Origin of the sequence: Vibrio sp. SS-MA-C1-2 (genome assembly GCF_021513135.1) — a bacterium.
In the GTDB taxonomy this organism is placed as follows: domain Bacteria; phylum Pseudomonadota; class Gammaproteobacteria; order Enterobacterales; family Vibrionaceae.
In genome coordinates this window covers 364,958-389,851 of the sequence record NZ_CP090980.1, presented here as the reverse complement: position 1 = coordinate 389,851, position 24,894 = coordinate 364,958, and the positions used below count along the sequence as shown (strand labels likewise).

Here is a 24,894-nt window from a genome sequence, read left to right as displayed (position 1 = left end):
TGACGTGGATGGGTGGAAAGTAGCCATTAGTGATTGATAAGTTAAACTAAATAAAATGATTTAAAGTTGAATTTAATTTTAAATCAATGGGTTAACAATGATTATTGTTGTTTGGTGAAATGAGTGAAATAGCAATATAAAAGAAAATCTTATCGTGTGTTAATCATTACTTATCAATGAGTTATTTGGCTTTTAATGCTGGTTTGTCCATTGCTTAAGTAATAGGAATCACCTTATTTCAGTGATATATTATTGAATAATAAAATCAAAAATCAGAAGAACAAAGTAACTAAATCAGCTCTCGAGGAATATTATGACAATTGGAAAGTTTTTAACGTGGAAAGATGAGAGTGGCGAAGCATTTCGTCCTGTCGCATTAACAGGCACCGAGCTACTTAATGATAGAAACCTAAATAAAAGTACCGCATTCAGCTATGAAGAGCGCGAAGCTTTTCAGCTAACAGGTCTATTGCCACCGAAAGTACAAACGTTTGGTGACCAGTTAAATCGCGTTTATGACGGCTTTAAAAAGATTGACTCAGATATTCAGAAATATATCTATTTACGTTCACTTCAAGATCGTAATGAAACTCTTTTTTATGCGTTGCTTTCTCGTCATGTAGAAGAGATGACACCAATCATTTATACCCCAACAGTGGGTAAAGCTTGTCAAGAGTTTAGCCATCGTTATCAAAAAGCACGTGGTTTATATATTACTGCGGATAGTGTTGATCAGATGGGCGATATGGCACGTCAATTTAACGGTGATGATGTTAAAATTATCGTGGTCACGGATAGCCAAGGTATTTTAGGTCTAGGTGATCAGGGCGTTGGTGGAATGGGGATCCCAATCGGTAAACTTTCTTTATATACATTGGGTGCTGGTATTCATCCTGCACATTGTTTACCTATCGCATTAGATATAGGGACAGACAATCAAGAGTTACTTAATGACCCTATGTATTTAGGCATGCCGCATAAACGTATCCGCGGTGAAGAGTATAAAAAATTCATTAAGAAATTTGTTAAGCAAGTTAAATTACATTTCCCGAATGCAGTTTTGCAATGGGAAGATTTTAGTAAATCAAATGCGTTTGATAATTTAAGCGATTATGAAGATCAATTACCCTCATTTAATGATGATATTCAAGGGACAGGCTCGGTTGTACTCGCGGGTATTCTTGGTGCCGTTAAGATCAAAAAAGAGAAACTTGCCGATCAGCAATATGTTGTTTATGGCGCTGGCGCTGGTGGCGTAGGTGTTGCCGATCAAATTTATGCGGGTTTATTAAAAGAAGGCTGTTCTAAAGATTCTGCTCGCGATAAAATTTTTGTTCTTGATTCTCAAGGATTGGTTTTTGAAGATCGTGAAGGGTTAGATGAGTATAAACGTCGTTATGCCAAACCTCGTTCTTTAGCTGAAGGCTGGGATGTTGAGCAGCAAGGTAAAGTGTCTCTGACGGAGTTAATCAACAATCATAAAGTGACGGTACTATTGGGTACATCTGGTATTGGTGGTGCGTTTGAACAGCAGCACATTGAGAAAATGTTAGATTACACTAGCCGTCCAATGGTTTTCCCACTATCAAACCCAACCGCGAACTGTGAAGCGTTACCAGAAGATATCTATAAGTGGAGTCAAGGCCAAGCGATTGTTGCCACAGGTAGCCCATTTGATGACGTTGAGTATGATGGAAAAACTTTCCGTATTGGTCAAGGTAATAATGTGTTTATCTTCCCAGGTGTTGGTTTAGCTTCGATAGTGTCTAAAGTCGATAAGATCACGTTGGATATGTTTACATTAGCTTCTTATGCGTTAGCTGAGTCTGTGTCAGAGGACGATCTGGCAGCAGGTTGTGTTTTCCCTCGTATTAGCGACTTGAAAGACGTGTCTTTGAAAGTGGCAATGACGATTTTGGATAACTTGCAAAAAACCGATCCAAACAGTTATCTGCGCAGTAAAGATATTCAAGAAGAGTTAGTCAAACATATGTGGGAACCGGTATATCTACCGTACCGTCGTGTTTAAAGTCACTCATTAAGAAAGATCGTATCTCACCTTATTATTTTGCATTTCAACGTTGCAAAGATTAATAAGGTGGGATTTTTATTTTATATTCACACTACCATCTCGTAAGTAACGCACTTCTCCTAAGCAGTTCTGCCCAAGCCAAAACTCCGGCACACCCATATTTCCACTCTGGTGGAAATTATTTTCTATGCGTTTGTAACTCTCATTTCCTATATTTAATATTGTTATAGTTGAACTTAAAATTAATAACAGGGACATCCATTTTTTTATTACAGGTTTTAATTCTCTTGGTTGTAGAGAGTAATAGTGGAAATAGGTTGCAATATAAATAGCTAGGCTGAGAGCAAACATTAATTGACTCAATGGCATCACTAAAACTCCTGAAAATAGGCTATAGGTTAATCCGGCAATTAATGAGAGTCCTGTTACTCTAACCTGTCTAAATTTAGTCACAATCACGGTTTTTAATAATAATAAAGCTAATGACATATAACACAATGTTGCAATTAATCCATAATTAAATAACATATTAAGAATTGAATTATGAGGGTGTCCAGCTAATTTATAATTACATATGTATGCTTTTCCTCCATGTCCGATTAAACTACTTATATTTATAGCGTCCTGCCAAAGAGAGATTCTATCTGATGTATTGGTTCTAATCGCATGAATCACATCAGCGACTTCACCACCAAAAATATAATTAGGCATAGGTGAAAGGAGGAGGGTTTTAATGATAAACCCTAAAGCAAATAAAAGCGTTAAATTAAATAATATTTTCTTTCGATAAACTCGATCAAGCAGTGTCCATAAAAATAAAGTTGAAACTGTCGATAAACTGACACCTCTAGCATCTAAGCCAAAATAGAGGCTAATGTTGAGTATTAATGGAACAAATGCGAAAAAGAACCATTTCTTACGTCCTTTAATTGTCAATAATAGATAAAATAGCGGAATTACTAACCAGATTTGTATTTGATTAAGAAAACGAGGGTTAACAAAACTGATGATGTGATGAATCGATGGAATTTTCTGATTGAATACCGCAGATAAAAAACCAATCAGTACAGAAGCGAAAAGCAGATAGCTTAGTATCGGAAAAAAAGGATAGATGATAATTTTTAGTGTTTTATCTAGTGTTGATAATGCAAACGCCATCATAATTAAACCTAACCAAAAAAACATGATAGTTTGGCTTTGTTCGAAATAATGACTATTATAATTAGCATGTAGAATAGATAAAATAAAAATAGTCGAAAATAAAATCACCTGTTTTGGCAGACTTAATAACCTATTCACTATTTCTGTTCTAGTTATTGTCTGAATACCGATGACCAGCATAAAAACGCTAATTGTACAGAGAACAAACACTCTCTTATAGTCATAAAGCAATTTAATATCAGTTTTAAACACCCAGATATTAAAACTAAATAAACATAAAATGGAAAGAGTAATAAATAGAGAAATCGAGATAAAGTTGACTTTTTTATTCATATTATTGTCAATCAGTTAATAATTAAGTTTTAATTTTATAAGGTTAAAATTGAAAAATCCACAACAATAAATAGATGAAAAAACAGATAAAATTTACAGTGGTCATACCATCTAATTGGTTTGTCAAAGTATGAAGCTAAGCACGTAATTTCAGATTTATGTGTTGATAATGACAGCGCAGTGTAAGATCTTTGTTAACTCTATCGTAATTGTCGATAATATCGATTTTTTCTATTTCCTTCGCTTTAAGTATGTTCAACTTTTAGATTATGTATTCTTAATCTCAATTTTCTAATTTCATTTTTATATCTCATTTTAATACAAAGGAATTGACATGAACAAGTTAAAGACATTTTTAAACAGCCTAAAGTCAGATCAGCGCGGTGTAACCGCAATTGAGTATGGTTTGATTGCGGTAGCGTTAGCTGCCGCTTTAGTTATTATTGCACCAAGATTAACAGAATCGATTAATTCTACATTTGAAAGTATTGAAACTGACTTAGGAAGTGCAGGTACAGCACCTACGTCAATTAGTTAGTGTTTTTACTTCTTGCTATTTTTTCTGATATTAAATATAGAAAAATATACAACTGGCAGGTGATAGCCGTGTTTGCTATCGCCTGTTGGCAAGTTATTTGGTATCAATCCATATCAGTCGCATTAATCAGTTTTACTATTATAACCGTGATGAGTTTAGTGTTATTTTCCATCGGTTTTTGGGCAGGCGGTGATGCTAAATTAGTGATGGCAATTTCGCCGTTGTTGTTACCGTCACAATTGATGGATTGGTTAGTGATGATTGCACTATTTGGCGGCGTACTCTCACTGTTTTATTTGATCAAATATCGAGTGATCTATAAGCAAAAAGAGAATCCGCATCTGCCTTACGGGGTTGCTATTGTCGCAGGAACAACCGTGATGCTTTATTCGCAATCACCTCAGTTATTAATGTGGCCATTCATTTAATCTGAATTTTTCACCAAATAATCTAATTAATATCGGTTTATATCTCAGTGTCATTTTTATATTAGTACGATTCAGTTTGAGCTACGTTATCAGGGAGGATAAGCGATGAATTCCAGAATCATTTTTATCGTATCATTTTCAATTATTGCTTTTGCTCTCTACTCAGTTGTCGATACGATTAATAGTCGTGCTGATGCTAAAGCAAATGCAGCCATTCAAAAAGCCACACAAAAAGTGAAAGTAGAACAGTTAACCTTTTGGCAAGCAAAATCAGACTTATCCAAAGGGACAGTGGTGAGCAATAGCGACTTTCAGAAAGTGATACTACCAAAACCTGAAGCGGTTAAAATTGGTTTTAATCAAAGCGTTAAATTGCCATTAACCGCAGATTCAATTCTTAAAGAGTCGATTACGGAATACCAATGGATAACGGCAGATTTTATTGCTAATCCTAAAGATCGTGGCTATTTAGACCTCTTGACCACCGAAGGAATGGTGCTTTATCCGCTGACTATTTCTACTTCTAATCTTATTAATAACTATATTCAATCTGGTGATCTGGTCGATATTATGGCGATTAGCTCTCCGACAACTAATTTATCTGGAGCCACCTTAAGAATTGGTAATTATGATGGCATCCAAGCGCGTATTTTATTTAATAAAGTTCGAGTGGTCGCTTTTGAACAGAAGCCAAAAGTCACTGATGACAAAAAGAATAAAGATAAAACGCCTGTTAGCCATTTAACGATCAGTCCACGTGTTTCAGCGGCTGGAGAATTTCAAACCACCATGGTTGTTGAAGTCGATCCTGAGAATATATCAAAATTAGCGTTAGCTCAAAGAACCATGTATTTCGAAATTTATCGCAGCCACCCAACTAAAACAATACCAGAAGCCAATGTCGGTGACGTGATTAATAACTACCAAGGCATAAGAGAACTACGTGGCAATGCAGTAACTGAAGCTGCAGCACCAGAGGCAATGTAATGAAAATAATAAAAAAAATAACCTTATTACTACTTTTAGTCCTGCCATCGTTAGTGTGTGCCAGAGCGATAGATGTCTCTGTTGATGATGCAATGCCATTAAAGTACAGCAAAAAAATTGGCACGGTTTTTATCAGTCAGCCAACGATTGCAGATTATCAAATTATTGGTGGCAAACAGTTAGTGTTATTTGGTCGTCAAATTGGCCAAACTCGCTTAATGATCTACGATGTTGATGGAAATATTATTGGTTCATCTATCGTCAGAGTCACTCAACCATTAGCGGAAGTTAGACAAGAATTAAAGGTAATTTATCCTGAATTGGATATTAGTTTAAAGTCCGTGGGAAAAAAAGTGGCGATTCGCGGGCAAGTTTATACCGAAGAGCAACGAGATGATATCTATGCATTAGTGGCTGGAATGCTTGGCAAAGAGAAGACCGAACGTTGGGCGACGACTTCTGAATTAACTTTATCTGACCCCATCCAACCCGATCCGAGTGCTAATTTTTATCGTAATTACACCTATGATGGCATTATTGAAGGATTAGAATTACGTCACCCTTATCAGCTTAATGTCAAAGTGACGATTGCTGAAATAAGCAGTGCTTTTTCTGAAACGTTAGGTGTGCAATGGAATGGTGGCAGTGGCACCTTTAATTTTAGTGTGACTCCTGACTTCTCTGCTCCAGACCTTTCAGCGATGCTTACTGCAACGGCTGATGATTCAATGGGACAGATTTTAGCGGAACCCAATTTAACGGTACTTTCTGGTGAAGAAGCGTCATTTTTAGTTGGTGGGGAAGTGCCGATTATTGCTCGTGATCAAGATGCGATTAGTGTGACTTATAAAGAGTTCGGTATTCAATTGGATCTTTCTGCCAAAGTGTTAAGCGAAGACCAAATCCGTTTACGTTTACAACCTGAAGTGAGTCAAATTACTGGGACAGTGACAGGTGCAGGATTGAGTGCACCGCAAATGGGAAGCAGAAAAACCACCACGACGATTGAGTTAGCCGATGGTCAAAGCTTTATGGTTGGCGGCTTGATGAATAGCGCTGATATTGAAAGTTTGAGTAAAATTCCATTGTTAGGTGATATCCCATTCTTTGGTGCATTGTTTAGTCAATCCTCAACCAGTCGAGATCGCAGTGAAGTGGTGATTATCGCAACAGTTAATTTGGTTAAGCCGACCACCATGAACAAAATTCAACTGCCTTATTTAGAGAAAACCAATACTTATGAGCGTTTATTAGGTATTCCCGGTTCAAAGTTAATCAGTGGTAACAGTGTGCAAGAAGCAATGACGATTGATTTGATTAATCAAGGAGGCTTCTCCAATGAGTAAATTCAAACGTTTTATCCTTTGTTTGGTTGCGATGTTAATGGTGGGGTGTGCTGATCGCGCGAATGATAATTTAGGATCTGAAAGTGTGGTCTATCGCGAGAATCATCAATTTACCATTACCTTTAAAACATCTAGACATCAGTTTGAGCAGAAAAAAATTATCGCTATAGGCCAACAATTTGAAGAGACCATTGTTGATCTATCTATTACATATCATCCAAAAGATAAAATGTTAGCAAAGCAGCTTAAAGCCTTACTTGCTGATCAAGGAATTGAACCGAAACGAATTATCTTAAAAAGAGATGACAGGTTGACAGATAAAATGGCCATTGATGTGGTGCAATGGCGTGTCAAAGTTGAAGTGTGTAAACCTTATGTTTTAGGCAACGACATGCCAAATATTGGTTGCAGTGTTGATGCAAACCGTACCATTAGTGTACGTAATCCAGCGAATTTGGTTCGATAGAGGGAGTGAAGAATGTTTGATTTAGCGGATGAACTCTCGTTTACTATCGACAGCAAAAGCAAGCCGAAACAACAACAGCAGCAAATTGTCAGTGGCATCACCCTCTTTTATCAATCGAATGAAAGTAAAAGTCTCGTTGAGGAGGTTTGCCGCTTTGAAGCATGGGATGATTTACATTGCTTAAGTTGCGATCCAGATAAAGCGAAACCTGAGCAGCTGGGACAGACCATTATTCTTGATTTAATCGGCAATGAAAACCTATTGCAAGATGTTGAATTGCTGAATAATAAAATCGCCAATAACCGGTCAATTATTGTTCTTGGTAGTGATGACTCGATTTCGGTGTTACGCCAATTAGAAAAAATGGGTTTCTATTACCTACCATGGCCAGCTACTCGTGATGAGTTGATTAGAAGTATTAAACAAGTTGCCAATAATCAAGCGGCACTATTGGCAAATGGTTACTTTCGTAAAGCCAAACAAGTCGCCGTGTTAGGTTGTCGAGGTGGTGTTGGAACGACGGTGATCAGCGCTGAAATTGCCAGTGGGTTGGCTAAAAAAGGCAGCCGAAGTGTGTTAGTTGATCACCATTTTCATAATAGTAATGTTGATATTATTTTAAATCGTAAAGATCTTGAAAAGGTTGAACTTAGCAAGATTTCGGTTGAGATTGATAAGTTGGATGAAGAGTCTGCGGCGGGTTATTTGTCTGAAATTTCACATAATTTTCAATATTTCGCTTTAGATGGCGATGCAAAAAATGAATTGTTAGAGAGTCACACCAATACGATTTGTCATAAATTAGAGCGTCAAGTTAACTTTATCGTCAATGACTACTCGGCGTCAGTTGATTTTAAACTCGATATTGAACGGGTGGTACGTCAACATAATGTGATTGTTATTGTGGTCGATCCGTCGATCTCTTGTGTTCGTAGTGGGCAAAAAATCTTAGAAAAAGTCAGTGAAGCCGCATTAATCAAAGACGATAAATTACGTGTGATTGTGGTGTTGAATCATCACCGCCCAACAGGCAGCTTTAACCTTAACCGTGAAGAGGTTGAGCGCTTTTTGAAATGCAAAGTAGATATTGAGATTAGCTTTATTAAAAATGCGGCGGCACTGTTAATTGACGGCAAACGACTCCATACGACGGATAATAAAAAGTCCTCGCCATTTAGTGATTTGGCTAAGATAGTCAATGGTGAAGATCCAAATCAAAAAAGCTCTTTTGTACAAAAATTAAAGTCGAGGCTAGGTAAATGAGTCTAGCAAGAGAGTTATATGAAGAGTTTCGCGGTAAGATTTTTGAAGTTCTCGATGCCAGTATCGTCAATGATATGACGCCGGCAGAGTTAACAAAACAGATTGAAAATGCGGTTCACACCCTTAGCCGTAGCTACCCAACACCGATCCCATCGATTACTCGGATTGAATTAGCAAAATCTTTAGTCGATGAGTTGATTGGCTTAGGCCCACTTGAAGAATTGATGAAAGATGAATCTATCGCCGACATCATGGTTAACAGTGTCGATGATATTTTTGTTGAGCGTAATGGTAAAGTTCAAAAAACCGATTTGAGCTTTATGAGTGAACAGCAGTTACTCGATATCGCGAAACGAATTGCCAATAATGTGGGGCGACGTGTTGATGAATCTTCGCCTCTTGTTGACGCCCGTTTAGCCGATGGTAGTCGTGTTAATATTGTGATTCCACCTATCGCTCTTGATGGCGTATCGATCTCGATCCGTAAATTTAAAGAGCAAAAATTAGGACTTCGAGAGCTGGTGGGCTTTGGTGCCATGTCACCTGCGATGGCGCGAGTGTTAATGATTGCTGCTCGTTGTCGTATCAATATTATTATCTCTGGTGGTACAGGCTCAGGAAAAACAACCCTACTTAATGCACTCTCTCAATATATCGGTGAAGATGAGCGAATCCTAACGATTGAGGATGCGGCAGAGCTTCGAATCCAGCAACCCCACGTTGTTCGTTTAGAAACACGTCCCGCCGGTGTTGAGGGGACAGGCGCAGTGACTCAGCGTGACTTAGTGATTAATGCACTGCGTATGCGTCCTGAACGAATTATTTTGGGCGAGTGTCGTGGCTCAGAAGCTTTTGAGATGTTACAGGCCATGAATACAGGGCATGATGGCTCGATGTCAACGCTCCATGCTAATACCCCTCGTGATGCAATCTCTCGAATTGAATCGATGGTGATGATGGCGAACTTGAGCCTTCCACTTTCTGCGATCCGTCGTACTATCGTTTCAGCTGTAACGTTAGTGGTACAAGCGAGTCGCCTTCGTGATGGTAGCCGTAAAGTCACCAGTATCTCTGAAATCTATGGTTTAGAAGGTGATGCTGTGGTGATGGAAGAATTATTTAAGTTTGAGCAAGATAATAACCAAGGGGCAGATAAAATCACGGGACGATTTACAACCAGTGGGATCAGTGGACGCTCTAAAGTCACTGAACAAGCCGGTTTTTATGGTCTAAGTCGAGAATTAGAACAAGCTTATGAGATGAGTGATGGCTCATGAATTCAACTATCGCGTTTATTATCTTAGTGGGAGTTGTTGGACTTTATTTGTACCTGCGTAAGAAAAAGAATAATAAATATGCTTTTTTACTCCCAGAGGGGCAAGAGGCGTCATTAGCACCTGATGCCATTAACCTTAAAGGCTTAACCGATGCGCCACTGTTAATTCGAGCTCAACAATTCTTAATTTTAGTTAATGAATTATTGGGTAAAAGAGCACGGCTTAAACTTACCGCTTTTTTAATTGTAGTGATCTCTTTTTCGTTATATGCCAATAATGCATGGCTACATTTTAATCCAGTTTGGTTTGTACCTGTTAGCTCATTGACGGTGAGTTGGATATCGTTATCTTGGTTATTAGGTCGTCGTCGTAAAGAGTTTGATGAAACTTTCCCTGATGCATTGAATATATTGATGAGTGCGGTTACTGCGGGAGAGAGTATTAACCAAGGGTTTAGTTATGTGGGTAAAACGTTAGATAACACCATTGGGTATGAGTTTAAAGATATCTCAGATCGTATGATGCTAGGTGAGTCTGTCGATGATATTTTTGAGCGTTCTTGTAAGAAATTCCCTTATCCTGCGTTTTTATTTTTTGTCATTACCATTCGAGCCAATATGGCACGTGGTGGGCAATTAAAGTCTGTAATGGGACGATTGATTCGTGTACTAGTTGAAGCTAGAAATCTTGAAAAAAAGAAAATGGCAATGACTTCTGAAGCACGAATTTCAGCCAAAATCGTCGGGGCAATTCCACTGATATTTATGATCGGTTTGAAATATATGTCGCCAGAGGATTTTAACTTTGTTCTTTTTGCACCAGAAGGACGAGGAATACTTTATTACGTGGTCGGAAGTGAAACGTTAGGGTTATTTATTGTTTGGATGTTAGTGAGAGGAGCGAAATAGATGTTAACTATTTTACTCCCTCTGCTGCTGGTGGCGTTATTAATCTCTTTAGCAGTAACTCACTATTTAACCATAAAAACTCGAAAACTAAATGCGAGTCGATTTTTAGATCATAAAGTAAAAATTAACTTGAATTGGTTCCATGAGTTTTTAGGTGGCTTAGGGAAAAATCAGCAACGAGAATTAAAAAGTAAATTTGAAGATGCTGGGATCTATAATGCGGCGTTATCTCGGTATTTTGCTCCGGTTAAATATACGATTCTCTTTGCCTTTTTATTGTTGTGTTATTTAAGTGGTTTGCCGATTAATGATCTGCTGATTTATATTCTATTAATTTTCATTTTTATTCTTGTTGCACCTGATATGTATTTAGTGGCGAGAAAGAAACGGATTATTGAGAGTAACAGCCGTCAATTGCCATATATGCTCGATATGATGTCTGTTTGTGTTCAAACTGGGATGACTTTGGAGGCTTCATTTCGTTATTTAAGTGATGAATTACAGTCTTTTGATAAGGATCTTTGCTATCAAATTAGAAAAACGTCTGACGCTGCTGCCATTAAAGGGTTAGAGCTGGCGTTAAAGGATTTAGCCGAGCGAATACCGACCACATCGGTACGCAGTTTTACGTTAACTTTGACTCAAAATATTCAATATGGCACTTCTATTTCTAACGTGTTATCTGATCTTGCAGAAGATATGCGTAAAGAACAAATTTTATCGATGGAAGAGAAAATTGGTAAGTTATCAGCCAAGATGAGTGGCCCGCTAATTCTACTAATTATGTTTCCAATCATTATATTAATTTTAGCGCCGCCAATTATGCGTTCAATGGGATAGTCTGAATGATGAAAAAAATAATTACTTTAATGCTCTGTTTAACCCTTTTTGGTTGTGCCAGTTCAATAACAAAAGAGCAGCAAGCCTTACTCGATCAATATAAACGCAGTCATAATTACCCTGCGCTGATTAATTACTATAAAGGTCAGCTTGCTCTTGATCCTGAAAATAGCGGACTACAGTTAACGATTGCGGAGCTGTATTTAAATAATAAAGATTTAGAGTCTGCTAACTTTTATCTTCATCGTGCATTAGAGCAGAATAAAGAAAATGGTCATCTCTACCGTCTTCTTGGTGATGTTTATAATAAGCAACAAAAATACAGTGATGCGTTAGATTCCTATTATTTGGCAAAACAATATGGAGATGATTCAAAAGAGCTGTATATGGGGATGGGCATCGCCAATGCACAGTTAGGATTGTACCAATATGCGATTAATAACTTGAATGAAGCCCGCTTGCGTGGAGGTAATGAGTTAGATATCAAAAATAACTTAGGGTTAGTTTATGTCTATCAAGGTGAGTATCAAAAAGCCGTCGATATACTATTTCCACTTTATCAAACTCAACCAGATAATAGCAAAGTCGGGGCCAACTTAGCGGTAGCACTTTTAAAAATGGGCAGAACTAACGATCTTAATCGTGTGTTATTGCAATTAGGTTATGAAAATAGCCAACAAGTTAGCCAATTCAGCACCGTCGTTGAGAAGCGTGGTTTTTTTGTTGATAAAAGAGATGTGCTCGATATTCCTGAATCGAAACAAGCCAAAAGTATAGACGTCGCTCTTCATAATGTGGTTAAAACAAAAAAAGCAGAAGTGCTAAATAATACGTCAGCAAAAAAAGTAAAAATGAACAATGACGAAGAAAGTAAGACAATAGTCACGAAACAGTATCAGCGTATTTACTACCTACAACTTGGATCATTCCGTTATCAAAAAGAAGCCGAGCAGCAGAAAAAGTTGTTTGCCAAAAAAGGACTTAAGGTTGCGATACGACCAGCAATGGTGAATGGGAAAAAATGGTATCGCTTAGCGTTAGGTCAAGAAGCTACGCTACACGGTGTAAAAGTGTTCGCTAAACAGCAAGCAAAGCAATTAAAAAATCATCAGTATGTTATTCAGTTAGAAAAAACAGTTATACAGCCAAAACAACAAGAAGCTGTTGCCAATGATCGAGCATTAAAAGATGTGATGTCAGGTGAAGCTGTATGAAAATATTGAGTTTAAAAACTGTACGTCAACGACAACGGCAGAGAAAAAATAAGAGTGACCAACAAGGTGTCGTCGCGATTGAATTTGCGCTTGGATTTCCCCTATTGATTTTAGCGATTATGGGGATTTTTGAGCTGTGTCGTTTTGTTTTTATTGTTAACTTAACTGAGACTGCGCTTTCAGAGTCCTCTCGTTTAACTAAAGTTTATGAAGGGCAATACGGCTCTACGTATGATGAGCGATTACAAGATGTATTTACTCGTGATAATGAGCTGTGGAATATGATGGTACAGCCAGAAAACTTTGTTATATCAATGAAACAGTACCCCGATATTGATGCATTAACTAACACTGATTTTGATGCTACATCATGTGATCGATGTCCATTGGTCATGTATGAAGTGAGTTATGACTATTCACCACTTTATATCAGTACAGGATTTACCGATAGCAAAATAGTACGCAAAGTGTTGTCTGTGCAAGAGCATGAGGGGTGGTCTGATGAAGATGAGAGCTAAGCAAAAAGGCGCCTTTGCTGTTGAATTGGCTTTTATTATGGGGATTTTAACGACGGTTATTTTGTTTGTTTCAGACCTTTCAACGCAAGTATTAACCAAAACCCAAGTAGAACGTGTTAGCTATTCGTTAGCATCGACTTTAAAAGAACGTGCTCGTTTTTATGAAGGACGTCAGGTTGTGAGTCAGGAAGATTTTGAGCAACTCAATGAGATAGCTGCAGAGATGTTAAATCTACAAGCGCCAGTGAAACGTGATGGTTATGGCTTGTATGTTGAAGCGTTAATTCCATTAGGAGAGGGGGAGGAATCATCCCAACACTTTGCTCAGAATTTTGATAGTGAGAGTCAATGCCGCGGTAATAAAAATATAGAGTCGTTATCAGGGTTGATGCCAGAGCGAGATGATGGGTTACAGTTTCCTATTTATCAAGTAACCGTTTGTTTGAAGGTGGACGGTTACTTTAGTGATCATACATCTTATCGTCATTTACAAGCCAGCTCAGTGGTACCAGGGAGGTAATATGAGTGATAAAAAATTGGTTCAAGAAAGCAGACATTTTCCTGTAATGAAGCGTAATTTATCGCAATCGTTTGGAACCAAGCAGAAAGGGGTTGCGGCCATTATTACCGCACTATTAATGCTGCCCATGATGGGAGCGGTTCACCTTTCACTTGAAAGTACTCGCCTTATTCAAAAACAGAATCGAATGGCCGATGCTGCTGAATCTGCAACCCTAGCGGTTTCAATGGCAAACAGAGAAGAGATTGATTCTCGTAGTGAAGATTACTCCCATCATTTAGCCCGTTTATATATTGAGCAATATATCGACAATATGGAAGAGCTAAAAAATCTTGATGTCACGCGTACTGAAGGTAAAGAGCAGATTGAAGATGATGATGCATATTTTGTCAAATATCAAGTTGATGCGACAGCGCATTTTGAGAGCTGGATGGGCGACAAGACGGCAGAATCATCAGGGAGTGATGTCGCTAACAGTGCGATGGCAAAAACCTATCAGCTACCGTCAGACTTAGATTTAGTCTTTATCACCGATTTTTCTGGATCGATGGATTATAGATGGAGCGGTTCAGAACGTACGAAACTTTCAGTATTAAAAGAGCAGGTAAATATTATATCCACCAATTTACTCTCTAGTCATAGTGATGAGAAAGGATATGCTCATCGAATTGGTGTCGTGCCTTATAATATGCGTACTCAAGATAAGGTGAATAATGTTGATTATTGTGTGACTCAGTTGAAGTACTTACCGGAAAAAGTCGGTGATAACTATTATGATTATGATGATTTAAATTGGTATGAATGGTCAGGATATTCTGAAGATAAATTAAATGATTGCGCAGATAATAAAGATCATTGTCCTGATATTAGTGGACAAAATGATCAACGTACTCGTCGTGAAGCAAAAGCGATCGAAGATATTATCTATAGATCTAGTGATACAAATAGTCGTTATCCTGATATGTATGAGCAGATTGATTTTGCTAAAACCGTTAATCAGTGGAATGATATTAATCCAGTTAATTCAAAAAATATCCAAATTGAAAAGAATTATAATGGCATATTTAATTCTGGAATGTGTAAAACCAACTTTAATACGTTACCTTTAGAGCGAAAAATTCCAGATATAGATGATATGGATGCTAACGGTGGAACTGCTGTATATCAAGGTGTGATTCGAGGCGCTCAAATACTACTTGCGGGTAAGCCACAAAATAATAATGACGGCATGTATGAAGATCAATTAGAAGCTTATCATGAGCGTTCACAAATGTTATTGATTTTAAGTGATGGGCAAGAAGACCCTTTAAAGCGAACCTTTCAAGAGTTGGTTGATAAAGGACTCTGTGACAAGATCCGCGAAGAGTTTCAAGATCATAAAAACCCGCTTTATATTGGAGTGTTAGGGATTGATTTTAATGCAGAAGGACAAACATCATTTAAAGATTGTGCCGACGATGTTATCGATGTAGAAAATAGTGAAGATCTAATTTATAAAATAGAAGAACAGATCCGTAAAGGTTCTGCAACTAATGGAATTAGTCGCCTTTATGATCAAACATTAGGCTAATTGAGCCGATTAGGAATATAAATGAAAAGTAAATCGTTAGCTCTAATGTTAATCTTGGCGAATTATTCAAATATCGCATTGGCAAATTCGACAGATATTAATGAGAAAATAGATCAACTTTGTGCGACCAATAATATGGTTATCGAACAAGTGAGCTATGTCGATGAAGTTTATGCAACGGCACTGCATCGAAATGGGAAATTACAAATTGTTGAACAAGTAACTGATCCAAATTATCTTAATTCATTACAGAAAACTTCAATAAGCTTGGGTGATGACTGTTTTGAGTTTTTAAAAGAAGAGAAAGTGATTGAAGTCGTTAATACGGGGCCGATTGCTCGGGTCTATTTTAATTTTGATCAAGCAACATTAACCTCTGCTTCAAAACAAATTTTGGCAGAGGTTGCACAACGAATTAAAGATAAAAATGGTACCGTTATTTTAGAAGGACATACTGATAGTATCGGCAGTGAGAAATATAACTTAGAGTTAGGTTTGGATCGTGCCACTAAAACGGCAGATAATTTGAACCAAAATGGAATTGCAGTGGATAAATTGGCGATTCAAACTCAAGGAGAAGCGACTCCTGTTGAAAGTAATGAAACGGAAGTGGGTAGAGAAAAAAATCGACGAGTCGAGATCACTATTGAGTAATATGCTTTTGTTACTATTTAATGAATACTTAACGACGATTTGATTTGCTTATATTAAATTAGTGCCGAAATTTTGTTAAATTGGTGCAATAACACGCTTAATAACCCTATTTGTCATATGAATGTATAAAAATATGATTTTATAGGGTTTTTTTTCATGTTGGAATTATGGTATAAACTATTTTCATATGTTTTTTGCTAAGGATTAGCACAATGAAAATTCAAATTGATGCTATTGATGCGTTTATTTCTGTAGCAGATAACGGCTCTTTTAGTTTGGCAGCAAAAAAATTAAAGCGCAGTCAAAGTAATGTCAGTCAAACGATTCAAAATTTAGAGATAGATTTAGGATTTACTCTTTTTCTTCGTCAAGGTCGTAGTATTAAATTGACAGCTAATGGTAATTTATTACTAAAAAAAGCTCGGCTACTACAAAATCAAGCGGTTCAATTTAAAGAACAAGTACAAGTTCTAGCTGAAAATAAAAAACCGATTTTATCTATTGGTGTCGATCCTATTGCCTTTGGTGATGAGTTATTATCCGTCTTTTTAGATTTTGAAAATTTATTTTCATCAATTGAATTAAATGTTGTGTGTCGTGAAAGTCAAGAATTAGAACAACTGTTGAGTGACGGAACACTGGATATTATTATCAGTTTCAATGACCAATTTGAAACATTAGATTGTCAATCATATACTTTAGAGTTATCTAAATATGTTTGGATTGCCGCAAAAGAGTTAACGCCACATATTGAACAAGCAAGGTCTATTTTTGATTTGAGCTATTTTCGACTGTTGTTAAATCCTCAACAGCGTCAACATATTTTATCTAATTTAATGAATGTAATGCCTGTTTGGCAGTTAGAAGATAATAAGTTAATTGTTGAATTATGTAGTAAAAGTAAAGGGATTGCTTGTATCCACTCTTCATTAGTTGATTCTCTGATAGATCATCAAAAAGTGGACATTATTGACTCTAATTTATTACCGACAGTAACAGAACTCTTAACCTTAAGACTAAGTAATAGAGAAGATATCTCTTATTTGACTGACTGGTTTGTAGCAAGGTTACAAAATGAGTCTATTTTGAATAAAAGTAGTTTGCCGTTAAGTTCTTCACTATTAACCAGCCATTAATTAATTCTAAAATAGTTAAACTTTTAAGCTTAAATAAGTAACTGGCTTAAATGTTCAATTTCCTCTATCTCAATAACCTCTGGATTATCGAATTTTTTAAATGCGGGGTTAGAATGGAAATGAACGGTTGTAACCTGTGCATTTACTCCGGTTTGAACCCCTAATAGTGAATCATCAATAAAGATACATTCATCTAATGAATACCCCATATTAAGGGCGGCATAATGAATAATGTCAGGTTCAGGTTTATAACTATTAAAATCATCACCAGAAAATAGGCTATTTTTAAAAAAAGAGGATAAGCCTAAGAGTGTTAAATTTTCTAGCATATTCTTACTGTCACACTTGGCGATAACACACATCTCAATCCCTTGCTCTTTTAATCGAGTAAGCAGAGAGATGATTCCTTTGGTGGGTTTTAGGTGTTGTTGAAATTGAATTTCTCGCTCTTGTCGATATAAGGCTTCTACATATTCTAATGGGGCTGAAACGCCAGTAAAATGCATAAGCTCGAAAATGACATCAACAACGTTACCACCATTGTATTGTTCCATGCACTCTTCGATAGTCAGATTGCAATTAAAGTGACGATTAAATACATTGATAAGTGACTGATTGCAAAGAAACTCGCTGTTGTTAAGTGTCCCGTTGCAGTCAAATATGACACATTTTTTTGCTAATGGACTTTTTATATTTCCTATTAACGGCTGCATTTTTTGTCTTCTTTTTTGCTGATGTTTATTCTATTTTCAAGTTATCAAATAATAATTGAGAATAAAAACCATAATATTAGTAAGTGTTAAATAGATCGTTAAATTAAAGTTAATGGAATGAAAATTCATGAAGGGGATCACACCTTTTATCGCGATGATTTCAGTTTTCTCTACTGGTTGTTTTATCTGGCTAGACCATTGAAATCACTGTTTTAGTGTAGACTGGCAGTAATTATTAAAACTGTGTGAATCAATCCTTATGTTTATCTCTGAATATGTTAACGAAAAAGACGGGCAATGGTCGATTACTCGTCCACAAGCTAGCCACTTTGCAAAAGCGATCGCTAATGATTTTAATCCCATTCACGATGAAGATGCGACCCGCTTTTGTGTTCCGGGTGATCTTCTTTTTGGGTTAACGTTGAGCCAAATTGGTGTCAGTCAATCGATGACGTTTCGATTTGCGGCTGTGGTCAATGATACGACTGAATTATCACCTCATCACTTAGATGATGAAAACTTCCAATTTATCGATCAGCAAGAAAAAGCCTACTTAAAGGTTGAGCGTCAGGGCGAATGCTCGACAGATCAAGGTATGGTGGCTCATTTAATTAAAAATTATGTACGCTTTTCAGGTGAAAATTTTCCGCATATTTTAATGCCACTGATGAAAGACAAAGGAATGATGATTAATCCGTCTCGTCCGTTAGTGATGTATGAAGATATGTCTATTCATTTTACGACACTTGATTTCTCAGAACCGACGATTGAATTAGCAGAGACTCGCTTAGATATTGAAGGTAAGCGTGGCAATGTTACTTTAGGGTTTGTCTTTAAATCTGAAGGCGAAGTTATTGGTACGGGGTGTAAGCATATGATCTTAGGTGGACTGCGTCCATTTGTCCAAGAAGATATTGATGTGTTAGTCAATGCTTATAATGGTAGAAAAGAACATTATCAAATTCATAAAACAGTTTGCTAAATTTTCATCTATTGATCTCGATGATTTCTCTTTGACTATGGATCAGTTATAATTTAATTATTAATACGGTTTAATATTTATTAGATCCAATAGAAAATGTAGGAAAACATTATGCAAAATGATCTTGAACAGCTAATCCAAGATGCTGGTGATGAGCCTGAGATTCCATTGCCATCCCTAGAAGAGCAGAAAAAAATTGCTGCTGAGTTAAAAGCATTGGAAGAGCAAGGTAAATTGACTCCAGAAATATTAGAACAGTATTTTGCTCACTTTTATGCGACAAAACAGCAAAATCAACAGTAGATCGCTGAAATCGAATAAGTTAACTTAATCTGATTTGTTCTCGTTCCTTTCAATATGGGAAATTTGAATAGATTGAGTGATGATGAAAAAGGATTCTCATTTGTATGAGAATCCTTTTTTTTGTCTCTTTTTTCAAATTCTTTACCATGGTCACTGTTATCGAGTAACACCTCATTCTATTTTTAGAGTAGAATCCATTAAAGCGTAATAATAAGCAGGTTATATATGTCATTAATAGGCAAATTAAAGGTCGTCGGAGTTGCACTTATTTCACTGACATTAAGTCATCAAATATTCGCTCAAGAAAGAGTGACGGTTTTTGCAGCCTCTTCAATGACTGATGCCGTGAATAAAGTCGTTGAACAATATAAAGCGATTTCTAGTGATGATGTGATTGTTTCGTATGCGGGTTCGTCGTCTCTGGCTCGTCAAGTTAGCCAAGGCGCACCTGCAGACATTTTTATTTCAGCTAATGATCGTTGGATGGATTACGTTATTGATCAAAAAGCCGTTGATGCAAATAGTCGAAAAGTTTTGGTTAAAAATAGTTTAGCCGTGATTTCAGGTATTCATCATTCTGTTTCCCCATTTAAATTATCTGAAAGTGAACAATGGCTAGCAGGGTTAAATGGTAGCCGATTAGTGGTTGCTGACCCTAACTATGTTCCAGCGGGGATCTATGCAAAACAATCGTTACAGAGTGAAGGGGTTTGGCAAACGCTATCAACCCGTTTAGCCAGTGCAAATAATGTCCGTGCAGCGCTGGCTTTGGTTGAACGCGGTGAGTCTCCGCTTGGTATTGTGTATACAACCGACGCATTAATCTCGAAAAAAGTGAATATTGTTGCTACTTTTCCTGAAAGTAGCCACTCCGCGATAGAGTATCCAATGGCGCTAGTCTCTCATTCACCTTCTAAAGCTGCGACTAACTTTTATCGCTTCTTATTATCTAAACAAGCCAAAGCAACGTATAAAACATTTGGTTTTAAGGTTGTTCAGTGACCTTAACACCCTATGAAATTGATGCTTTATTATTAAGCTTAAAAGTGGCTTCTACCGCGGTAATTTGGAGTCTTCCATTTGCCATACTTTTCGCTTGGTTACTGGCGAGATATCAGTTTATAGGTAAGTCTCTTTTAGATGGTATTATTCACCTTCCATTAGTACTTCCTCCTGTTGTTATTGGTTATCTGCTTTTAGTCGCAATGGGACGACAGGGGTTTATTGGACAATGGCTCTACCAATGGTTTGGTTTTAGTTTCAGTTTTAGCTGGCGAGGCGCGGTTTTAGCCTCTGCGGTGGTCTCTTTCCCTTTGATGGTACGTTCGATACGTTTAGCGCTAGAAGGGGTCGACATTAAATTAGAACAAGCAGCAAGAACGTTAGGTGCGAATCGTTTACGAGTCTTTTTTACCATTACACTGCCTTTAGTGGTTCCAGGCATCATTAGTGGCGTGGTATTGGCATTTGCTCGTAGCTTAGGGGAGTTTGGGGCGACGATTACCTTTGTCTCTAATATTCCCGGTCAAACTCAGACAATCCCGTTAGCGATGTATACATTTATTGAAACACCGGGTGCAGAAGCGCAAGCAAGTCGGCTTTGTATTGTGGCGATTATTATCTCTCTGCTTTCACTGCTATTCTCTGAGTGGATGGCAAAAAGAATGAAACGTCGTCTTGCTGGGTAACGACTGTTCAATCGTGAATATGTGTTGATTAATAGATTAAGGAAGAATAGATGCTTCAAGTTGCCATTCAAAAGCAATTAGGACAACTGTTATTAGATATTGATTGCCAATTTCCTTCTAGCGGAATTACTGCGATCTTTGGTCGTTCAGGGGCAGGGAAAACCTCGTTTGTTAATCAATTAAGTGGCTTATCGCGTCCAGATAAGGGCTTGTTAGCGATTGATGATAAAATCTATTTTGATAGTGAAAAACGAATTTTTCTCCCTCCTGAACAGCGTCAAATTGGTTATGTTTTCCAAGATGCTCGTCTCTTTCCGCATTATACGGTTAAGGGGAATCTTAAGTATGGCAGTAAAAAGCATCAGCCTGAGCTTTTTCAACAAGTGGTTGCATTATTAGGACTTTCTGATCTACTTAATCGTTATCCTAGTTCGCTCTCTGGTGGGGAGAAACAGCGTGTGGCGATTGGTCGAGCGCTGCTGAGTCAACCACGACTTTTGTTAATGGATGAGCCTTTAGCATCGTTAGATCTTCCTCGTAAACGGGAACTTTTACCTTATTTAGAACAACTGGCGAATGAGTTTTCTATTCCCATTGTTTATGTCACCCATAGTTTACAAGAAATTTTGCGCCTTGCTGACCATTTAGTGGTTCTTGATGCAGGAAGGGTTGTAGCTAGTGGTGAACTTGCAACAGTATGGAGTAGCGCGGAGATGAGACCTTGGCTGGAGGGGTATGAGCAGAGCTCGATGATTACTGCACAGCTCATTGGTCATCATCCAAAATATGCAATGAGTCAATTAGCAATTTCAAACCACTCTTCTCTTTGGGTTTCAGCATTAGAAAAAGTCGTGGGTGAGTCAGTAAGAGTTCGAATTAGGGCCAGTGATGTCTCCATTGTGCTCCACCGACCTGAAGGTACCAGTATTCGTAATATTCTTTCTGCAACCATCACTCAGCTTATTGATGCTAAAGAGAATAGCCAGTTACAATTAAAAATTGGTGATAACTTTATTTGGGCAACCTTAACGAATTGGGCTGTTGATGAGTTAGGATTAAAAGTTGGGGATGAGGTATTTGCACAAATCAAAGGGGTGAGTGTTAGCCAAGAAGATATGGGATAAACACAATCGCAATCACATAAGCCCTCCATCCTGATATTATCCTTCCTATTTGAGGTATATCAGGATGGAGAGTCAGCGTGTAAACTTTCATTTCCTCAGGCATCAAAAATTAAACAATGTGCACCAAGGAAAGTAGCTCTTCTGCTGTCATAATCGCTTCCTTACGATTACTGATACTTAGCTTTTGATAGAGATTTCGGATATGGGTCTTAATTGTGGTAATCGCAACATTGAGCTCATTTGAAATCTGATCATTGGTAAAGCCCGCATAAATCAATCCTAAAACCTGCCACTCTCGTTGAGTTAACGGACTGACGCGAATTAACTCTGGAATATTGGGATGACTAAGCAGTTGTTCAACAAAGGCTTCATCAAAGTGAGTTGAATTCGAACGTTCAATATGACACATTTCTGATAACAATAAATTGATTCGGTGTTGTTCTAACTCATTGGTCTCTTTGTCTTTTAATAGAGCCTGTAGTAAAGGTTGAAGTTTGTCACTATCTAATAAGTAATCGCCTAAGACGCCGGTTTTACTGGTTAATTGCAGTGCATCCTTCAGACTTTGATAAGCATCATCCGCTAAATTTTGCTCCTGTCTGAGCAAGACTTTTAAGATTAAATTGCGGTTTTTATCCGTGATGAGTTCTAATCGGTCACACTCTTCAATCATATATTTGAGAGTTTCTTCTGCTGCCGTCAACTCACCCAGTAATATTTGAGCACGGACGATATTACGGTATTGCAGCTGCTGAAAGTGGTTATTTGCCCCATCTGGACGCTCTGCAACCGCTAACCAATTTTTAATTGCTGCTTGATTGCCAGTCAGTTGCCAATAGTTAATTTGCACGAAGTAGGTGTTAGCTAACCAATCAATGTGGTAAATATTGTTGTTAATTAGAGTTTGGCAGGTATCAAGGTAGCGTGACGCTTTATCAATTTCGCCACGACTTAACGCGATACGGGCCAGCATCGCATAGCAATGAAGCGAATTGGCATCAGTGCTGTTTGCAAGTACCGCCAATCCTTCATGGATACAATCTTCCGCTTCATCAAGTCGATACCAAGACCATAAAATGTTAGCTCTAATTCTTAACAAAAATTCATAAAGAGGAACTTGCTGGAGATGTTGATCTTTAATTAACTTAAACGCATTTTCTTGTAGCTCATAAGCCGCTTGTAATTGTCCTTGAGCAATAAGGATTTCACTCTGTTGTAAGATCGCCCAAAGTGCCTGTTGATGTGTTTTATGTTGACGTGCAATTTTCTCTGTCTGCTGCATCATTGGCAAAGCACGGCTTAAATGACCTAAAACATGATGAACTTCACCGACAATTGAAGTTGCAACAATTCGGCTACGATAGTCGTTGCTGTCTAGTTGCCCGAGTGCTTCTTGAGACAGATTTAAAGCCGTGACCGGATCATTACAATTGATAGCGGCTTGCGCTTTTAATGCATTGATTTCACCGAGCAGGGAATCATCGAGCTTGTTTCCTCTTTCTGCTAACTCAACCATTGCATCCTCAAGGATATGCCCAACTTGCTGATAACGATGCTGTCCTTGTGCTAACCATGCTCGAAGTACAAGTAACCTTGGATAGGTATAAAAAGATTCAGAATCAATTTTTTCCAGCGCTTTATCTAATAGAGAAAACTCGCCTTTTTGGAACATACCCCAGCTATTTTCTAATAGAATTTCAATAATTAAAGCACTGTTTTTAGCTAGCATTGCATGTTCTAAAGCTTGATGGAGCGAACCTTGTTTCAACCATGCGTGAGCGGCAGTTGTGTGGATTTGTATCTCTTGATTAGGCAGTTGCAATTGACGCTGATGGATTAGAAATTCTCGAAATAGATTGTGGAATTTGAACCATTCATATTCACCCTCTAGAGCAGATAAAAATACACCTTGTTTATGAAGCTGTTCTAACATACTTGGGGCGTCAATTTGTCCCGTTACTTCAATAATTAACTGAGCATTAAACGTTGAGAAAACTGAACATTGTAGTAAAAAGTTTTGTTGATTTTCGGGTAATAAATCAAAGATCTCTTCTGCTAAGTACTCCCATAAATGCCCTTTATTATAATTAACCATGGATAGGGCTGATTGGGCAAGGTCGGCATTAACTTGCTTAGTGTGTAAAGCAATTAATTGTAACGCAGAAGGCCAGCCTTCAATTTGAGTGACAATTTCATTGATCGTAGAGTCAGTGACTTTATCTGTGACGCGCTGCTCAAAGAAATAGGAGGTCTCATCATGATCAAACGCAAGCTGATCGACTCCAACTTCAATTAATTGATTTCTGACCCGCAAATTGGCGATACCTAGTGTAGGTTGTGAGCGACTAGTGATAACAACCGTAATGTTTTCTGGCATCTGTTTAATAAAAAATCGAATACTACGGTTAATTTCATCATTATTAATTAAATGATAATCATCTAACGCAACATATAACTGTTTATTAAATTGGCTTAACTCAATAAATAGTTCATTAAACAGAGCGGATAATGTTGAAAATTGTCGACGTTCGGCAATGATTTGGCTCTGTTTACATTGATTATTGGTCGCTTTATTAATCGCTCTGATAAAATAATTAACAAATCGAAATGGGTCATTATCATTTTCATCTAAATTGAACCAAGCAACATGATTAAGCTGAGAAAGCCATTGAGAAGCAATCGTTGTTTTGCCATAACCTGCTGGGGAGCGGAAAAGTACTAATCGATAGCGGGCAGCATTAGTTAATAAGGATAACAGCCTTGGTCTTTCTATGGCGCGATGTAAATCAGCGGGTTTGGTAATTTTAGAGGGAATCCACATAATATTTATTTTCAATTTGTCAGATAAACAGCAGATATCAATCAGTGCTGAGAAAAAATAGCTGCCGTTAAT

The 24,894-nt window shown here is 37.5% G+C and carries 24 protein-coding genes; 21 read left to right on the top strand and 3 right to left on the bottom strand.

Translation table 11 applies throughout. The features are described from left to right. Positions 1-313: 313 nt before the first annotated feature. Entirely contained in the window at positions 314-2,029 is a 1,716-nt protein-coding gene (locus tag L0B53_RS01770) for an NAD-dependent malic enzyme (protein ID WP_235059595.1), read from the top strand. Positions 2,030-2,107: 78 nt separating this feature from the next. Here the strand turns inward: L0B53_RS01770 and L0B53_RS01765 are convergent, their stop codons facing one another. Then, positions 2,108-3,526, bottom strand: coding sequence for an O-antigen ligase (locus L0B53_RS01765; protein WP_235059594.1), 1,419 nt, complete (start codon positions 3,524-3,526; stop codon positions 2,108-2,110). A gap of 334 nt (positions 3,527-3,860) precedes the next feature. Between L0B53_RS01765 and L0B53_RS01760 the strand changes: the two genes are divergently transcribed. From L0B53_RS01760 to L0B53_RS01690, 15 genes are all read left to right on the top strand, one after another. Further along, positions 3,861-4,064: a Flp family type IVb pilin gene (locus L0B53_RS01760; protein ID WP_235059593.1), complete on the top strand. Its 204-nt coding sequence runs from the start codon at positions 3,861-3,863 to the stop codon at positions 4,062-4,064. Further along, on the top strand, positions 4,064-4,492 hold the full coding sequence (locus tag L0B53_RS01755) for a prepilin peptidase (RefSeq protein ID WP_260115533.1): 429 nt from the start codon (positions 4,064-4,066) through the stop codon (positions 4,490-4,492). Before L0B53_RS01760 ends, L0B53_RS01755 begins: the two co-directional genes overlap by 1 nt. A 105-nt stretch (positions 4,493-4,597) precedes the next feature. Then, positions 4,598-5,479 (top strand): RcpC/CpaB family pilus assembly protein, encoded by an 882-nt coding sequence (locus L0B53_RS01750; protein ID WP_235059592.1) that lies wholly within the window; start codon positions 4,598-4,600, stop codon positions 5,477-5,479. Then, positions 5,479-6,825: a type II and III secretion system protein family protein gene (locus L0B53_RS01745; RefSeq protein ID WP_235059591.1), complete on the top strand. Its 1,347-nt coding sequence runs from the start codon at positions 5,479-5,481 to the stop codon at positions 6,823-6,825. Before L0B53_RS01750 ends, L0B53_RS01745 begins: the two co-directional genes overlap by 1 nt. Further along, positions 6,818-7,291: a hypothetical protein gene (locus L0B53_RS01740; RefSeq protein WP_235059590.1), complete on the top strand. Its 474-nt coding sequence runs from the start codon at positions 6,818-6,820 to the stop codon at positions 7,289-7,291. Before L0B53_RS01745 ends, L0B53_RS01740 begins: the two co-directional genes overlap by 8 nt. Before the next feature lie 12 nt (positions 7,292-7,303). After that, positions 7,304-8,554 (top strand): hypothetical protein, encoded by a 1,251-nt coding sequence (locus tag L0B53_RS01735; RefSeq protein ID WP_235059589.1) that lies wholly within the window; start codon positions 7,304-7,306, stop codon positions 8,552-8,554. Continuing rightward, the gene (locus L0B53_RS01730) at positions 8,551-9,831 is read left to right on the top strand and encodes a CpaF family protein (RefSeq protein ID WP_235059588.1); all 1,281 of its coding nucleotides are present in this window, start codon (positions 8,551-8,553) and stop codon (positions 9,829-9,831) included. Before L0B53_RS01735 ends, L0B53_RS01730 begins: the two co-directional genes overlap by 4 nt. Next, complete coding sequence (locus L0B53_RS01725) at positions 9,828-10,739, top strand: type II secretion system F family protein (RefSeq protein ID WP_235059587.1); 912 nt, start codon at positions 9,828-9,830, stop codon at positions 10,737-10,739. The genes L0B53_RS01730 and L0B53_RS01725 overlap by 4 nt, the downstream gene beginning before the upstream one ends. 9 nt (positions 10,740-10,748) lie before the next feature. Next, positions 10,749-11,579 carry a type II secretion system F family protein gene (locus L0B53_RS01720; protein ID WP_409202804.1) on the top strand — a complete coding sequence of 277 codons (831 nt, stop codon included), beginning with the start codon at positions 10,749-10,751 and terminating at the stop codon, positions 11,577-11,579. Between the two features lie 5 nt (positions 11,580-11,584). Continuing rightward, entirely contained in the window at positions 11,585-12,793 is a 1,209-nt protein-coding gene (locus tag L0B53_RS01715; protein WP_235059585.1) for an SPOR domain-containing protein, read from the top strand. Next, a complete protein-coding gene (locus tag L0B53_RS01710) occupies positions 12,790-13,311 on the top strand; it encodes a TadE/TadG family type IV pilus assembly protein (RefSeq protein WP_235059584.1) in 522 nt (173 codons plus the stop codon). The genes L0B53_RS01715 and L0B53_RS01710 overlap by 4 nt, the downstream gene beginning before the upstream one ends. Next, complete coding sequence (gene tadF / locus L0B53_RS01705; protein ID WP_235059583.1) at positions 13,295-13,831, top strand: tight adherence pilus pseudopilin TadF; 537 nt, start codon at positions 13,295-13,297, stop codon at positions 13,829-13,831. Before L0B53_RS01710 ends, tadF begins: the two co-directional genes overlap by 17 nt. A gap of 1 nt (position 13,832) precedes the next feature. Beyond that, positions 13,833-15,401 carry a TadE/TadG family type IV pilus assembly protein gene (locus L0B53_RS01700; RefSeq protein WP_235059582.1) on the top strand — a complete coding sequence of 523 codons (1,569 nt, stop codon included), beginning with the start codon at positions 13,833-13,835 and terminating at the stop codon, positions 15,399-15,401. A 21-nt stretch (positions 15,402-15,422) separates the two neighbouring features. After that, positions 15,423-16,055 (top strand): OmpA family protein, encoded by a 633-nt coding sequence (locus L0B53_RS01695; RefSeq protein WP_235059581.1) that lies wholly within the window; start codon positions 15,423-15,425, stop codon positions 16,053-16,055. 212 nt (positions 16,056-16,267) lie between these two features. After that, the gene (locus tag L0B53_RS01690; RefSeq protein WP_235059580.1) at positions 16,268-17,191 is read left to right on the top strand and encodes a LysR family transcriptional regulator; all 924 of its coding nucleotides are present in this window, start codon (positions 16,268-16,270) and stop codon (positions 17,189-17,191) included. 29 nt (positions 17,192-17,220) lie between these two features. On the opposite strand, the gene L0B53_RS01685 is transcribed toward L0B53_RS01690, so the two are convergent. Beyond that, entirely contained in the window at positions 17,221-17,904 is a 684-nt protein-coding gene (locus tag L0B53_RS01685; protein ID WP_235059579.1) for an HAD-IA family hydrolase, read from the bottom strand. A 259-nt stretch (positions 17,905-18,163) separates the two neighbouring features. Between L0B53_RS01685 and L0B53_RS01680 the strand changes: the two genes are divergently transcribed. The 5 genes from L0B53_RS01680 to modC all read left to right on the top strand — a co-directional run bounded on the left by L0B53_RS01680 (position 18,164) and on the right by modC (position 22,001). Then, positions 18,164-18,886, top strand: a complete 723-nt coding sequence (locus L0B53_RS01680; protein ID WP_235059578.1) for a DUF3581 family protein — start codon at positions 18,164-18,166, stop codon at positions 18,884-18,886. A 111-nt stretch (positions 18,887-18,997) separates the two neighbouring features. Further along, on the top strand, positions 18,998-19,189 hold the full coding sequence (locus L0B53_RS01675; RefSeq protein WP_235059577.1) for a restriction endonuclease subunit S: 192 nt from the start codon (positions 18,998-19,000) through the stop codon (positions 19,187-19,189). A 225-nt stretch (positions 19,190-19,414) separates the two neighbouring features. After that, entirely contained in the window at positions 19,415-20,191 is a 777-nt protein-coding gene (gene modA, locus L0B53_RS01670; RefSeq protein ID WP_235059576.1) for a molybdate ABC transporter substrate-binding protein, read from the top strand. Next, positions 20,188-20,877 (top strand): molybdate ABC transporter permease subunit, encoded by a 690-nt coding sequence (gene modB, locus L0B53_RS01665; RefSeq protein ID WP_235059575.1) that lies wholly within the window; start codon positions 20,188-20,190, stop codon positions 20,875-20,877. Before modA ends, modB begins: the two co-directional genes overlap by 4 nt. 50 nt (positions 20,878-20,927) lie before the next feature. Then, entirely contained in the window at positions 20,928-22,001 is a 1,074-nt protein-coding gene (gene modC, locus L0B53_RS01660) for a molybdenum ABC transporter ATP-binding protein ModC (protein ID WP_235059574.1), read from the top strand. A gap of 109 nt (positions 22,002-22,110) precedes the next feature. Here the strand turns inward: modC and malT are convergent, their stop codons facing one another. Then, complete coding sequence (gene malT / locus L0B53_RS01655; RefSeq protein WP_235059573.1) at positions 22,111-24,822, bottom strand: HTH-type transcriptional regulator MalT; 2,712 nt, start codon at positions 24,820-24,822, stop codon at positions 22,111-22,113. Positions 24,823-24,894 lie beyond the last annotated feature (72 nt).